The organism is Streptomyces capoamus, assembly GCF_014654935.1.
Taxonomy (GTDB): domain Bacteria; phylum Actinomycetota; class Actinomycetes; order Streptomycetales; family Streptomycetaceae; genus Streptomyces; species Streptomyces capoamus.
This window is the reverse complement of sequence record NZ_BNBF01000011.1, coordinates 148,038-161,839: the sequence shown is the minus strand read 5'-3', so window position 1 is coordinate 161,839 and position 13,802 is coordinate 148,038. Positions and strand designations below refer to the sequence as shown.

General features: G+C 71.4%; 11 protein-coding genes and 1 pseudogene. 8 read left to right on the top strand and 4 right to left on the bottom strand.

What is annotated here, in order from left to right; genetic code table 11:
* A pseudogene (locus IE312_RS40880) lies at positions 1 to 81 on the bottom strand (Uma2 family endonuclease); the annotation flags it as partial.
* Between the two features lie 181 nt (positions 82 to 262).
* Between IE312_RS40880 and IE312_RS19225 the strand changes: the two are divergent.
* The 4 genes from IE312_RS19225 to IE312_RS19210 all read left to right on the top strand — a co-directional run bounded on the left by IE312_RS19225 (position 263) and on the right by IE312_RS19210 (position 6,860).
* The gene (locus IE312_RS19225; RefSeq protein WP_189983387.1) at positions 263 to 2,071 is read left to right on the top strand and encodes an ABC-F family ATP-binding cassette domain-containing protein; all 1,809 of its coding nucleotides are present in this window, start codon (positions 263 to 265) and stop codon (positions 2,069 to 2,071) included.
* A 245-nt stretch (positions 2,072 to 2,316) separates the two neighbouring features.
* Positions 2,317 to 4,212, top strand: coding sequence for an outer membrane protein assembly factor BamB family protein (locus IE312_RS19220; protein ID WP_189983385.1), 1,896 nt, complete (start codon positions 2,317 to 2,319; stop codon positions 4,210 to 4,212).
* 71 nt (positions 4,213 to 4,283) lie between these two features.
* Positions 4,284 to 6,017 (top strand): outer membrane protein assembly factor BamB family protein, encoded by a 1,734-nt coding sequence (locus IE312_RS19215; protein WP_189983383.1) that lies wholly within the window; start codon positions 4,284 to 4,286, stop codon positions 6,015 to 6,017.
* A gap of 159 nt (positions 6,018 to 6,176) precedes the next feature.
* Positions 6,177 to 6,860 (top strand): helix-turn-helix transcriptional regulator, encoded by a 684-nt coding sequence (locus IE312_RS19210; RefSeq protein ID WP_189983381.1) that lies wholly within the window; start codon positions 6,177 to 6,179, stop codon positions 6,858 to 6,860.
* Between the two features lie 96 nt (positions 6,861 to 6,956).
* Here the strand turns inward: IE312_RS19210 and IE312_RS19205 are convergent, their stop codons facing one another.
* Both IE312_RS19205 and IE312_RS19200 read right to left on the bottom strand, forming a co-directional pair.
* Positions 6,957 to 7,301, bottom strand: a complete 345-nt coding sequence (locus tag IE312_RS19205; RefSeq protein WP_189983379.1) for a hypothetical protein — start codon at positions 7,299 to 7,301, stop codon at positions 6,957 to 6,959.
* Between the two features lie 21 nt (positions 7,302 to 7,322).
* Entirely contained in the window at positions 7,323 to 9,014 is a 1,692-nt protein-coding gene (locus IE312_RS19200; RefSeq protein WP_189983377.1) for a sodium:solute symporter family protein, read from the bottom strand.
* Positions 9,015 to 9,208: 194 nt separating this feature from the next.
* Between IE312_RS19200 and galT the strand changes: the two genes are divergently transcribed.
* From galT to galK, 3 genes are read left to right on the top strand one after another with little or no spacing between them, the layout of a single operon-like run.
* Complete coding sequence (gene galT / locus IE312_RS19195; protein ID WP_189983375.1) at positions 9,209 to 10,294, top strand: galactose-1-phosphate uridylyltransferase; 1,086 nt, start codon at positions 9,209 to 9,211, stop codon at positions 10,292 to 10,294.
* Complete coding sequence (galE, locus tag IE312_RS19190) at positions 10,291 to 11,253, top strand: UDP-glucose 4-epimerase GalE (RefSeq protein ID WP_189983373.1); 963 nt, start codon at positions 10,291 to 10,293, stop codon at positions 11,251 to 11,253. Before galT ends, galE begins: the two co-directional genes overlap by 4 nt.
* Positions 11,253 to 12,407 (top strand): galactokinase, encoded by a 1,155-nt coding sequence (gene galK, locus IE312_RS19185; RefSeq protein WP_189983371.1) that lies wholly within the window; start codon positions 11,253 to 11,255, stop codon positions 12,405 to 12,407. Before galE ends, galK begins: the two co-directional genes overlap by 1 nt.
* Positions 12,408 to 12,475: 68 nt before the next feature.
* Here the strand turns inward: galK and IE312_RS19180 are convergent, their stop codons facing one another.
* Positions 12,476 to 12,916, bottom strand: coding sequence for a GNAT family N-acetyltransferase (locus IE312_RS19180; protein ID WP_229900131.1), 441 nt, complete (start codon positions 12,914 to 12,916; stop codon positions 12,476 to 12,478).
* A gap of 323 nt (positions 12,917 to 13,239) precedes the next feature.
* On the opposite strand from IE312_RS19180, the gene IE312_RS19175 reads away from it, so the two are divergent.
* Positions 13,240 to 13,802, top strand: a 563-nt coding sequence (locus IE312_RS19175; RefSeq protein ID WP_229900129.1) for a response regulator, incomplete at its 3' end; no start/stop codon positions are given.

The following is a 13,802-nucleotide window of genomic DNA, read 5'->3' as shown; positions in this document are numbered from 1 at the left end:
CAGGGTGAGCAGGTCATCGACGGTGTAGCCGTCCATCGGGGGCATCCGCCATCCCGACTGCTCAGCAGGCTGGGCTGTCATGGTTCCTCCCATGGACAAGATCCTGGTGCCTGCCCTCCACGGTAGCGGCAGAGTCCCGATCACGTCATCACAAAGAGTGACAACCCCCTCGCGCCCCGCCCTCACCCCCGCAGGCCCTACGCTAGAAGGTCGACCCCGCGGCGGAGCCGCACACCGTCACAGCCCCGCGCACAGGAGTGAAATGGCCGTCAACCTGGTCAATGTCGAGAACGTCAGCAAGGTGTACGGCACCCGTGCCCTGCTGGACGGTGTCTCGCTCGGTGTGCAGGAGGGGGACCGGATCGGCGTCGTCGGCCGCAACGGCGACGGCAAGACCACCCTGATCCGGATGCTCGCCAAGCTGGAGGAGGCCGACACCGGCCGGGTCACGCACTCCGGCGGGCTGCGGATCGGCGTGCTCACCCAGCACGACTCCCTCGACCCCGCCGCCACCGTCCGCCACGAGGTCATCGGCGACATGGCCGACCACGAGTGGGCCGGCAACGCCAAGGTCAGGGACGTGCTCACCGGACTCTTCGGCGGGCTGGACCTGCCGGGCTTCCCCAAGGGCCTGGACACCGTCATCGGACCGCTCTCCGGTGGCGAGCGGCGCCGGATCGCGCTGGCCAAGCTGCTCATCGAGGAGCAGGACCTGCTCGTCCTGGACGAGCCCACCAACCACCTCGACGTGGAGGGCATCGCCTGGCTCGCGAAGCACCTGCAGAACCGCCGCTCGGCGCTGGTGTGCGTGACGCACGACCGGTGGTTCCTGGACCAGGTCTGCACCCGCATGTGGGACGTGCAGCGCGGCGACGTGTACGAGTACGAGGGCGGTTACTCCGACTACGTCTTCGCGCGCGCGGAGCGGGAGCGGATCGCCGCGACCGAGGAGACCAAGCGGCAGAACCTCGTCCGCAAGGAGCTGGCGTGGCTGCGGCGGGGCGCCCCGGCCCGTACGTCCAAGCCGCGCTTCCGCGTCGAGGCCGCCAACGAGCTGATCGCGGACGTGCCGCCGCCCCGGGACAGCAGCGAGCTGATGAAGTTCGCCTCCTCGCGGCTCGGCAAGACGGTCTTCGACCTGGAGGACGTCACCGTGCAGGCCGGGCCGAAGGTGCTGCTCAAGCACATTACGTGGCAGCTCGGCCCCGGTGACCGGATCGGTCTCGTCGGGGTGAACGGCGCCGGGAAGACCTCGCTGCTGCGGGCCATGGCCGACGCGGCGCGTACGGAGGGTGAGCGGCAGCCCGCCGGCGGGCGTGTCGTCGTCGGCCGGACGGTGAAGCTCGCCTACCTCTCCCAGGAGGTCGCCGAACTCGACCCGGCCTGGCGGGTGCTGGAGGCCGTGCAGCAGGTGCGGGAGCGCGTCGACCTCGGCAAGGGGCGGGAGATGACCGCCGGGCAGCTGTGCGAGACGTTCGGCTTCAGCAAGGAGAAGCAGTGGACGCCGGTCGGGGACCTCTCCGGCGGTGAACGGCGGCGGCTGCAGCTGCTGCGCCTGCTCATGGACGAGCCGAACGTCCTCTTCCTGGACGAGCCCACCAACGACCTCGACATCGAGACCCTCACCCAGCTCGAGGACGTCCTCGACGGCTGGCCCGGCTCGATGATCGTCATCTCCCACGACCGGTTCTTCGTGGAGCGCACCACGGACCGGGTGTTCGCCCTCCTCGGCGACGGCACCCTGCGGATGCTGCCGCGCGGTATCGACGAGTACCTGGAGCGGAGGCAGCGGATGGAGGAGGCGGTCGCCGCGCAGTCCGCCGCGGCGGCGCCCAGGCCGGTCACCGCGGAGAAGAGCGCCGCCGACCAGCGGGCCGCGAAGAAGGAACTCCAGAAGATCGAGCGCCAGTTGGACAAGGTCTCCGAGAAGGAGTCCAGGCTGCACGCGCAGATCGCCGACAACGCCACCGACTTCGCGAAGGTGGCCGAACTGGACGCCCAGTTGCGGGACCTCGCCGGGGAGCGGGAGGAACTGGAGCTGCGCTGGCTGGAACTGGCAGAGGACGCCTGAATTCCACTCGCCCGCCACGCGGCGCACGAAGGGGGGCGCGTGCGCCGCGTGAAGGGGGAGTGAAGGCGCATAACAGCGGCATCACGGGCCGGTCCGCCCTTGGAAACAGGGGAGGACGCGGCCCCGTGTGCTGTCTGTGCCGGGTGATAGAAAGAGCCGTCTGAGAACTGTCTGTAAGCGACCTTGGGGCTGTCACGAACCTCGGGGCGTGGCTAAAAATCAGTGAACGAGGGGGAAGAGCGCTGATGACTCAGCCGCCCGACCAGCCGCCGCAGAGCGGGTTCGGACCGCCGCAGGACCAGCCGCCGCAGGGGGCAGGCTTCGGCCCGGCCCCGCAGCCGCCGCAGGGCGGTTCCGGCGCCGCTCCCCAGAGCCCGCCGCCGCAGGGCGGGTTCGGCGCCGCTCCTCAAAGCCCGCCGCCGCAGGGCGGGTTCGGCGCCGCTCCCCAGACCCCGCCGGCCCAGGGCGGGTTCGGCGCGCCCCCGCCGCCGGCCGCGCCCCCGCAGCCGCCCGCGGGCTCCCCGCCACCGCCCCAGCCGGGTTACGGCCACCCCGCACAACCCCCGCAGCCCGGCCCGTACGGCGCCGCCGCCCCGGGGCCCTACGGCTACCCGCAGCAGCCGGGGCCGTACGGCACCCCGCAGCCCGGCTACGGCCACCCGCAGCAGCCGCCGTACCCGGGCGGGCCCGGCGTCGCGCCCGGCGGTCCCTTCCCCGGGAAGCCGGCCTCCCGCAAGAAGACGGCTCTGATCGTCGGCGGCGCGGTGGCCGCGCTGCTGGTCGTCGGCGGCACGGTGGTCGCGGTCACCGGCCAGGGCGGCGACGACGGCGGCGGCAAGAAGCCGGTCGCCCAGCGGAGCGACGACCCCAAGCACTCCGCCACCGCCTCGCCGACCGCGTCCGGCGGCGACGACCCCGAGCACCTCAACGAGGGCCGCCGGGCCGGGGACGCGAAGGTCCTCTGGTACAAGCCGGCGCCCGACGCCCCGGCTTCCGGCGCCGACGCGCCCGGCATGTGGTTCAGCGGCGACACGGCGGTGAAGGCGGCGTACAAGCAGGTCTTCGCCTTCAAGGCCGCCGACGGCGGCACCGCCTGGGGGCCGGTGACCTTCCCGCAGAAGATCTGCGCCGTCACCCAGGACAAGTCCGCCGACGACAAGGTCGTGGTGGCGTACCTGAACAGCGGCGGCGACCGCGCCAAGTGCAACCAGCTCCAGCAGCTCGACCTGCGCACCGGCGAGAAGGGCTGGAGCGCCGAGGTCGCCGACGGCGGACTGTTCGACAGCGCGCTCAACGTCGAACTGACGGTGAGCGGGTCGACGTTGATGGTGGGCCGTTCCCAGTCGGGCACGGCGTACGACATCGGCAGCGGCAAGAAGCTGTACGACAAGAAGAAGTACGGCGCGGCCTGCTTCCCCACCGCCTACGCGGGCGGCACCGGCCGGCTGATCCAGGTCGCCTCCTGCGGCGCCGGCACCGGCAAGGAGCACGAGGAGATCCAGGAACTCGACCCGGCCACCGGCAAGGTGCGCTGGACCCAGCAGCTCAAGAAGGGCTGGGAGGTCACCCGGACGTACTCGGTCGACCCGCTCGTGGTCTACCTGACCAACCGGGACAAGAAGGCCTGGAACATCTCCACCTTCACCAAGAACGGCAAGTTCCGCTCGGAGGTCGAGGTGAACGAGAAGTTCGCCCCCCGCTGCGGCTGGGCGGTCCTGGAGCGCGAGTTGCAGGGCTGCCAGGGTGTCGCGGTCGACGCGGACACCCTCTACCTGCCGACCGACGCCACCGGCAGGGCCAACGAGATCGTCGCCATCGGACTGGCCGACGGCAAGGCGAAGTGGCGGGTGAAGTCCCCGGCCGACGAGCCGATGTCACCGGTGAAGGTCGAGGGCGGCAAGCTCGTCGCGTACGTGCAGCCGTCGTACGACGCCGGCGGCCAGGTCGTGTCGGTGCCGGTCGCCGGCTCCTCGCACCCGGTGACCAGGCTGCTGCAGAACCCGCAGGGCGCCGCCGACGCGGAGAACACCTTCTACGACGGCGTCGTGGACTGGACCGGCGGGCGGCTCTTCGTCTCCGCCGGCCGGCTGTCCGGCGACGACGACGCGAAGGAGAAGCTGGTGATGGCCTTCGGCAACTGAGCCGGCCGCAGTCCGCCCCACCCGAGTCCCCTTCGCCGTACGGCCTTCCCGCGCCTTCGAGGTACCCCGCCATGACCCAGCCGCCCCCGCAGCCGCCGAACCAGCCCCCGCAGCCGCCGAACCAGCCCCCGCAGCCGCCGCAACCGGGCTACGGCTACCCGCCGGTCCCGCCCCCGCAGCCGCCGGCCCAGCCCGGGTACGGCTACCCCGGCGCGCAGCAGAACCCGTACGCCCAGCCGCACAACCCCTACGCCCAGCCCACGCAGCCGATGCACGGCGCGCAGCCCGGGTACGGCTACCCGGGCCAGCCGCCGACCGTGCCGATGCAGCCCCAGCCGGCGGCGGGCGGCGGACGGAACAACACCGCGCTGCTCATCGTCGTCGCCGCGGTCGTCGCCATTGCGCTGATCGTCGGCGGCGGCATCTGGTACGCCAAGTCCTCCGGGAACGACGACCCGGAGCACACCGCCTCCTCCTCCTCCTCCTCCGGCGGCACCGGCGGCTCGCACGGCAAGGGCTCCGGCGGCACGGCCGGCGGGAGCGGCAAGGAGAAGGCGCCGTCCGACCCGGCCGCCAAGGTGCTCTTCGAGGTGCCGCTGCCCAAGGCGGACGACACGGTCAGCACCATGGGCTCCTGGCTGACGGACACGGTGTACGCCAAGAGCGGCATCGCGGAGATCGTCGGCTACGACCCGGCCAAGGGCACCAAGCTGTGGACGCTGAAGCTGCCCGGCCCGGTGTGCGCGACCACCGCCCACGTCGACGAGGACGGCCGCACGGCGGTCGCCTTCCAGCCGAAGATGCCCGCCAAGGGCTCCTCCGCGGGCTGCAGCCAGGTCTCCGCCGTCGACCTCGCCTCCGGGAAGCGGCTGTGGACCAAGTCGGTCAAGTCCGGTGACTTCCCGGTCACCTTCTCCAACGTGACCGTCGCCCAGCACACCGTCGCGGTCGGCGGCGGAGACGGCGGCGCCGCGTTCGACATCGCCTCCGGCAAGACGCTCTGGCAGCCCAAGCCGGACGACACCTGCCACGACGAGGGGTACGGCGGCGGCACCCGGCTGGTCGCGGTGCGCAAGTGCGGCACCTACGACGATCCGCAGCTGCACATCCAGACCATCGACCCGGGCACGGGGAAGGTGAACTCCGAGTACAAGATGCCGGACGGCGTCGAGTACGCCTCCATCGTCTCCACCGACCCGCTGGTGATCGCGGCCGACGTCGGCCAGAGCGCGGGCGACGGCAGCGGTGTCTCGGACTACTTCTCCATCGACGGCAGGACCGGCACACTGCTCGCCCGCATCCCCGCACCCGGCGACACCTACGCGGGCCGCTGCGACGGCATCACCCGGGTCGAGGACTGCAAGCAGGTCGTCGCGGGCAACGGCAGGCTGTACCTGGCGACCGAGTCGCACGACGGCAAGGGCGACTTCAGCAAGACGAACGAGATCGTCGCCTTCGACCTGAAGACCGGCAAGCCGACCGGCCAGCGCGCCGAGGCCGGCGACGGCTGGACGTTCTCCCCGCTGCGCATGGACGGCGGCAACCTGCTCGCCTACAAGGCGCCGCCGTACGACAAGGGCGGCCAGGTCGTCAGCATCGACGGCGGTTCGTTCAAGGCGGTCGAGCTGCTGGAGAACCCCGCCACGAAGAGCGTGCGGGACTCCGAGGCCAACCTGCTGCCGGAGTACGCGGAGCTGCGCTTCGGCCACGGCCGGCTGTACATGTCCGCCGTGTGGGCCAAGGAGCGGAACATGTCGTCGTACAGCAAGGAGTACCTGGTGATGGCGTTCGGCACCGGCGACTGACGCCGTGGTATCACCCGAATGAGTGTCTTGCCGAGGAGTGCCCCGGATTTCATCGATCCGGGGCACTTCTCATGGAGAGGGGCAGCGCGACGTCGAACAAGCGTGTAGCTTCCGGGGGCATGAAGGGCGGGGGTGCCTGGGGGACTGGGGGGTTGGTCTATGGGAGTGCGGCTCATGGTCGTCGACGACCATCGGCTGCTCGCGGAGGCGCTGGCGTCGGCGCTCAAGCTGCGCGGGCACCGGGTGGTCGCGGCGGCGGCGCCGGCCGCGGGCGCGGCGGATCTGGTGATCGCGCGGGCGCCCGAGGTGTGCCTGCTGGGTACGGCGGCGCCGGCCGAACCGGGGGTCTTCGACCTGGTGGTGAAGATCAAGCGCGAGCGTCCGCAGGTGGCGGTGCTGGTGCTGGGCCCGGTGCCGTCGCCGCGCGGGATCGCGGCGGCCTTCGCCGCGGGGGCGTCGGGGTACGTGCGGCACGACGAGCGGATCGAGGGGGTCGAGCGGGCCATCATGAAGGCCCGGGCCGGTGAGGCCGCCGTTGCTCCGCTGCTGCTCCAGGACGCGTTCGGCGAGCTGCTGAACCCGGCGGCCCAGCCCGACGACGAGGCGCAGCGGCTGCTGGGGATGCTGACGCCGCGTGAGGTGGAGGTGCTGGTCCGGGTCGCCGACGGTGAGGACACCCGGCGCATCGCGGCGGGCATGGGCATCGCCCCGAGCACCGCGCGCACCCACGTCCAGCGGGTCCTGATGAAGCTGGGCGTGGGCTCCAGACTGGAAGCGGCGGCGCTGGCCGCGAGAACGGGCCTCCTGGACCGCGCGGGCCACCTGCACCCCGGCCCGCAGTAGTGCGCCCCGAAGGGGCGCGGGGAACTGCGCGACCAGCCCCCGCGCCCCCGCGGCCGGCGGGCAGCCCGCACCCCTACGGCGCTGTCCGCCCCGGTGTCACTCGCCCGGCTCTTCCTCCGGCAGACCCTCCGGAGGAAGCGGCGGGGGCGTGGGCCGCAGCTTCAGCCAGGCCAGGAAGAAGATGCCCAGGAGCAGCATGCCGATCCCGGTCCACAGGTTGATGTTGACGCCCTCGGCCTTGTCGATCGCGGCCTGGGAGTCGGTGATCCCGGTGATCGTGACGATGACGCCGTAGACGACGAAGAGTCCGCCGATGATGCGGCGCAGGTCGAAGATGCGGGCGGCGGTCGCGGACTTGGTCTCCAGCTCGGAGACCTCCCGCTGGACGTCGTCCTCGGTGTAGTGCAGCGGACGGCGCGGCTGCTCAGGATGCTCGGTCATGGTTTCCTCGATCCTCCCGCGTCAGAACGAGAACGGGATGTAGCAGGCGGCGGCCAGCACGACCGCGCCCCAGCCCAGCAGGGCCGGCTTGCGGTACCACGCGTCGTCGCCTTCGGCGGGCGGTTCGGACATGCCGGGGGAGCGGGTGCCGTAGACCAGGCCCTGGAGCTCCTGCGCCGGCTTCGGCTCGGTGAACAGGGAGACGGCGACCATCACGACCGCGCCGGCGACGAAGCCCGCGATCGCGGAGACGAAGTTGGCGCCCTGGTCGGAGGGGATCGAGATGATCCCCTTCTTGTAGAACACGAAGTAGTTGACCATCGCGGTCACGGTGCCGGCGAGCAGGCCCCAGAAGCCGGACTTGGCGGACGCGCGCTTCCAGAACATGCCGACGATGAAGACGACGAACATCGGCACGTTGAAGAAGGAGAACAGCGTCTGGAGGTAGCTCATGATGTTCGAGAACGAGGACGCCAGGAACGCCGTGCCGACGGAGGCGGCGACGCCGATCGCGGTGATCAGCCGGCCGAACCGCACGTAGTAGGCGTCCTCGCGGCCGCGCACCACGTACTTGGCCCAGATGTCGTTGGTGAACACGGTGTTGAACGACGACACGTTCGCCGCCATACCGGCCATGAAGGCCGCCAGCAGACCGGTGACGGCGATGCCGAGCACACCGTTGGGCAGCAGCTCCTGCATCAGGAAGGGGATGGCGTCGTTGTACTGGTAGCCGGAGCCGGCGGTGCCGAACTTCGGGATCAGCGCGGCGGCGACCAGGCCCGGGATCATCACCAGGAAGACGATGAAGATCTTCGGGTAGGCCGCGATCAGCGGGGTCCGCTGTCCGGCCGAGAGGTTCTTCGCGGACAGGGCGCGCTGCACCTCGGCGAAGTTGGTGGTCCAGTAGCCGAAGGAGAGCACGAAGCCGAGGCCGAGCACGATGGTGAGCCAGTTGGCGCCCAGCGGGTTGGCGTGCCCGATGCCGGTGCCGCCCCAGGCCGTGGTGAAGTCCGGGCCGTGGGCCGCGGTGAGCTTGTGGGTCAGCCCGCCCCAGCCGCCGACCTTCTTCAGGCCGAGGATCGTGATCGGGATGAGGGCGGCGAGGATCACGAAGAACTGGAGCACCTCGTTGTAGATCGCCGAGGACAGACCGCCCAGGGTGATGTACGCCAGCACGAAGGCGCCGGCGACGACGATGGCGACCCACTGCGGCCAGCCGAGCAGGGCCTCGACGACGATCGCGAGGGCGTAGAGGTTGACGCCCGCGATCAGGATGGCGGCGAACGCGAACAGGATCGAACTGAGCAGGTGGGCGGCCCGGTCGAAGCGCAGCAGCAGGAACTCGGGGACCGAGCGGACCTTGCTGCCGTAGTAGAAGGGCATCATCACCAGGCCGAGGAAGACCATGGCGGGGATGGCGCCCACCCAGTACCAGTGCACGGTGTACGCGCCGTACTGGGCGCTGTTGGCGGCCATGCCGAGGATCTCGGTGGCGGCCAGGTTCGCCGAGATGAAGGCCAGACCGGTGATCCACGCGGGCAGCGAGCGTCCGGAGAGGAAGAAGTCGAGGCTCGTCTTCACCGAGCGCCGGGCGGCGAAGCCGATGCCGAGGACGACGACGAAGTAGATCGCCAGGATCGTGTAGTCCAGCCAGTTGGTGGGGAGCCGTAGCTCCGCCGCCAGTGGGGTGGGGGCGTATGTGGGGGTTTGCATGAGAATTCGCTTCGTTGCGCGAACTGATCCAGAGCGGAACCTACGCCGCCGTGTTCGTTATTTGAACACTCTGACTGGTGTTCTTTGTTTGATTGTGATCGACCGAGGTGTTGTCGAGTTGTGATCTGTTATGTTTGGTTGTGTTGAGTGATTGGGTGCGGACACACCCGTAGGGCCCGAACAAGGAGTCCGGCGTGAAGAAGACCTCGACCCGGCTGGCCGACGGTCGTGAACTGATCTACTACGACCTGCGGGACGACACCGTGCGCGACGCGGTCGACCGGCGCCCGCTGGACCGTACGGTCACCACGTCCGAGATCCGCCGCGACCCGCTGCTCGGCGACAGCGTCGCCGTCGCCTCGCACCGCCAGGGCCGCACCTACCACCCGCCGGCCGACGAGTGCCCCCTGTGCCCGACGCGCGGCGAGCGGCTGAGCGAGATCCCGGACTCCTCCTACGACGTCGTCGTCTTCGAGAACCGGTTCCCCTCCCTCGCCGGCGACTCCGGCCGCTGCGAGGTGGTCTGCTTCACCTCCGATCACGACGCCTCCTTCGCCGGCCTCACCGGGGAACAGGCGCGGCTGGTGCTGGACGCGTGGACGGACCGCACGTCGGAGCTGTCGCACCTGCCCTCCGTCGAGCAGGTGTTCTGTTTCGAGAACCGCGGTGCCGAGATCGGCGTGACCCTCGGCCACCCGCACGGACAGATCTACGCCTACCCCTTCACCACCCCCCGCACCGCGCTGATGCTCCGCTCGCTCGCCGCCCACAAGGAGGCCACCGGCGGACAGAACCTGTTCGACGCCGTCCTGGAGAGGGAACTCGCCGGCGAGCGGGTCGTCCTTGAGGGTGAACACTGGGCGGCCTTCGTGCCGTACGCGGCGCACTGGCCGTACGAGGTCCACCTGTACCCGAAGCGCCGCGTGCCCGACCTGCTCGCGCTGGACGAGGCGGCCCGCACAGAATTCCCCCAGGTCTACCTGGAACTCTTGAGGCGCTTCGACCGGATCTTCGACGGGTGGGGTGGAGGGGAGAACTCTGTGGGAGAGCCCCCGACCCCGTACATCGCGGCCTGGCACCAGGCCCCGTTCGGCGCGCTGGAGGAGTTCGACGGCGTGACGCGCGACGACTTCGCGCTGCACCTCGAGCTTTTCACCATCCGCCGCACTTCCGGCAAGCTGAAGTTTCTCGCGGGTTCCGAGTCCGGCATGAACGTGTTCATCAACGACGTGCCGCCGGAGCGCGCGGCCGAGCGACTGCGAGAGGTAGCGAGTTCATGAAGTACCTGGTGACGGGTGGCGCGGGATACGTCGGCAGTGTCGTGGCCCAGCACCTGCTGGAGGCCGGCCACGAGGTGACCGTCCTCGACAACCTCTCCACCGGCTTCCGCGCGGGCGTGCCGGCCGGCGCGGCCTTCGTCGAGGGCGACATCCGCGACGCCGCCAAGTGGCTCGACGCCTCCTTCGACGGCGTGCTGCACTTCGCCGCGTTCTCGCAGGTCGGCGAGTCGGTGGTGCAGCCGGAGAAGTACTGGGAGAACAACGTCGGCGGCAGCATGGCGCTGCTCGCCGCGATGCGCGAGGCGGGCGTGGGCACGCTGGTGTTCTCCTCCACCGCGGCCACCTACGGGGAGCCGGAGCGGACCCCGATCCGGGAGACCGCCCCGACCCGGCCCACCAGCCCCTACGGCGCCTCCAAGCTCGCCGTCGACCACATGATCACCAGCGAGGCGGTCGCCCACGGCCTGGCCGCGGTGTCCCTGCGCTACTTCAACGTCGCCGGCGCGTACGGCGCGTACGGCGAGCGGCACGACCCCGAGTCGCACCTGATCCCGCTGGTCCTCCAGGTCGCCCAGGGCCGCCGCGAGGCGATCTCGGTCTACGGCGACGACTACCCGACCCCCGACGGCACCTGCGTCCGCGACTACATCCACGTCGCCGACCTGGCCGACGCCCACCTGCTGGCCCTCACGGCCGCCCGGCCGGGCGAACACCTGATCTGCAACCTCGGCAACGGCAACGGCTTCTCCGTCCGCCAGGTCATCGAGACCGTCCGCGAGGTCACCGGCCACCCGATCCCCGAGGTGGCCGCCCCCCGCCGGGACGGCGACCCGGCGGTCCTGGTCGCCGCCGCGGACACCGCCCGCGAGAAACTGGGCTGGAACCCGACCCGCGCGGATCTCGCGGGGATCGTCGCGGACGCGTGGGAGTTCGCGCAGAGCATCACGAGGGAGCACTAGTGGGGGCACAGCAGGTCGCCGAACGCTTCGCCGAGCTGTACGGAACCCGGCCGGAGGGCGTGTGGGCGGCGCCGGGCCGGGTCAACCTGATCGGCGAGCACACCGACTACAACGACGGCTTCGTCATGCCGTTCGCGCTGCCGCACCGGACGGTCGCGGCGGTCTCCCGGCGCACCGACGGGATCCTGCGGCTGCACTCGGCGGACACCGGGGGCGGCCCCGCCGAGCTGCGGCTCGACGCCCTCGCCCCGGAGAGCGACCGGGACTGGACGGCGTACCCGGCGGGCGTGGCCTGGGCCCTGCGGGAAGCGGGCCACGCGATCACCGGCGCCGACATCCACCTCGCGTCCACGGTCCCGACGGGCGCCGGCCTGTCCTCGTCCGCGGCGCTGGAGGTCGTGGTCGCCCTAGCGCTGAACGACCTGTACGACCTCGGCCTGCAGCGCTGGAAGCTGGCCCGCCTGTGCCAGCGCGCCGAGAACGTCTACGTCGGCGCCCCGACCGGCATCATGGACCAGACGGCGTCGGCCTGCTGCGAGCCGGGCCACGCGCTCTTCCTCGACACCCGTGACCTGTCCCAGCAGCAGATCCCCTTCGACCTGGCGGCCGAGGGCCTGCGCCTGCTCGTCGTGGACACCCAGGTCAAGCACGCCCACAGCGGCGGCGAGTACGGCAAGCGCCGGGCCGGCTGCGAGAAGGGCGCGGCCCTGCTCGGCGTCGACGCCCTGCGGGACATCCCCTACGCCGGACTCGACGCGGCCCTCGCCCGGCTCGGCGACGAGGAGGAGGTCGTCCGCCTGGTCCGCCACGTCGTCACGGAGGACGAACGGGTCGAACGCACCGTCGCCCTGCTGCGGGCCGGCGACACCCGCGCGATCGGCCCCGTGCTCACCGAGGGCCACGCCTCGCTCCGCGACGACTTCCGCATCTCCTGCCCGGAGCTGGACCTGGTCGTCGACACCGCCCTCGCGCACGGCGCCCTGGGTGCCCGCATGACGGGCGGCGGCTTCGGCGGCTCGGCCGTCGTCCTGGCCGAGGCCACCGAGGTCGACACCCTCACCAAGGCCGTCGAGGAGGCCTTCGCGGCAGCGGCCTTCACGGCCCCCCGGGTCTTCGAAGCGGTCCCCTCCCCGGGCGCCCACCGCCTGCTCTGACCGGCCCGCCTGCCCCGTGCGCGCGAGGACCGCGCACGGGGCCGCCCCCGCCCGCCGCCGGGGGCACGTCAGGGCAGGTGCTTGGTCAGGGTGTATTCCGTGATGCCCGGTGGGTAGTCCGGGACCACTCCCACCACCTCGTAGCCCTGTTTGCGGTAGAAGTGCGGTGCCTGGAAGTCCCAGGTCTCCAGGCGGGCGGCGGTGCAGCCGCGGGCGGTGGCGATGCGTTCGGCCTCGGCGAGGAGGCGGGAGCCGAGGCCCGTGCCGCGGTGTGCGGCGTCCACCCACAGGTAGGTGATGTGCAGCCAGTTCGTCCAGGTGTGGCCGACCAGTCCGCCGGCCAGGCCGTCGGCGGTGTCCATCGCCCACACGTGGAGGGGGACCTCGCGTTCACCGGGCGTGCCGCGCAGTGCCGCGAGGACCGGGGACGCCGCCGTGTTGGCGTCCCGCAGCCGCGAGCGGAGCAGATCACGTCGGCCTCTGTCGACTTCCGCCTCAATACGAAACATGCGGCACACCATAAACGCCCTGGACGGGCAGTTCTGCAAATCTGCTTCCGCTGTGTGCTCCCGTCCGTACTCTGAGGAACAGCACCGGTGGGGGCCGGTGCCGCTCAGGGGGCGAGACAGGCGGGTACGACACCCGCGGTGGGGGTAGCAGTGTCCGCAACGGCGGCGGCCGTGCGGCGCGCTTCCCTGTCCGCGGGTGCCGTACCCGTGCAGGTCGTCGTTCTCCGGATCCTTTTCCGGGCGTTTTTCCGGACCTGCCTGTTCCGGAGCCTTCCGGACCTTGGTATCCCCTGCTCCACGCGGAGCCTGGGGAAGGGGGTTTCGTGGTTCGTATCCGAGTCCTGGTCGTGGACGACCACCGCATCTTCGCCGAGTCGCTGGCCGCTGCCCTGGCCGCCGAGCCCGACGTCGACGTCTCCGCCGCCGGCAGCGGCCCGGCCGCGCTGCGCTGCCTGGAGCGCGCAGCCGTCGAGGGCCGCCGTTACGACGTGCTCCTGGCCGACGCCGACCTGGGCGGCAACCTGCCCGGCGGCCGACCGGCCGTCCCGGTGCAGGAGGGCGACGAGGACGGGCTGGTCGACGGCATCTCCCTGGTCACCGGGGTGCGCGCCGCCCAGCCCGCCGTACGGATCGTCGTCCTCGCCGAGAAGGACGATCCGCGCCGCGCGGCCCTCGCGCTGCAGGCCGGGGCCTCCGGCTGGGTCGCCAAGGACTGCTCGCTGTCCCGGCTGCTGACGGTGATCCGGGGGGTGCTGCGCGACGAGACGCACCTGCCGCCCGCGCTGCTCACCGGGGTGCTGAAGGAGCTGACGGCGGCGCGCAAGCACCGCACCGAGAGCGAGCGGCTGGTGGAGGCCCTCACCCCGCGCGAGCGGGAGGTGCTGCG

What these genes read in the sequence shown, in the direction of transcription:
- IE312_RS19225 (WP_189983387.1), top strand. Translation starts at nt 263, where the DNA reads ATGGCCGTCAACCTGGTCAATGTCGAGAACGTCAGCAAGGTGTACGGC.
- IE312_RS19220 (WP_189983385.1), top strand. Translation starts at nt 2,317, where the DNA reads ATGACTCAGCCGCCCGACCAGCCGCCGCAGAGCGGGTTCGGACCGCCG.
- IE312_RS19215 (WP_189983383.1), top strand. Translation starts at nt 4,284, where the DNA reads ATGACCCAGCCGCCCCCGCAGCCGCCGAACCAGCCCCCGCAGCCGCCG.
- IE312_RS19210 (WP_189983381.1), top strand. Translation starts at nt 6,177, where the DNA reads ATGGGAGTGCGGCTCATGGTCGTCGACGACCATCGGCTGCTCGCGGAG.
- IE312_RS19205 (WP_189983379.1), bottom strand. Translation starts at nt 7,301, where the DNA reads ATGACCGAGCATCCTGAGCAGCCGCGCCGTCCGCTGCACTACACCGAG.
- IE312_RS19200 (WP_189983377.1), bottom strand. Translation starts at nt 9,014, where the DNA reads ATGCAAACCCCCACATACGCCCCCACCCCACTGGCGGCGGAGCTACGG.
- galE (WP_189983373.1), top strand. Translation starts at nt 10,291, where the DNA reads ATGAAGTACCTGGTGACGGGTGGCGCGGGATACGTCGGCAGTGTCGTG.
- IE312_RS19180 (WP_229900131.1), bottom strand. Translation starts at nt 12,916, where the DNA reads ATGTTTCGTATTGAGGCGGAAGTCGACAGAGGCCGACGTGATCTGCTC.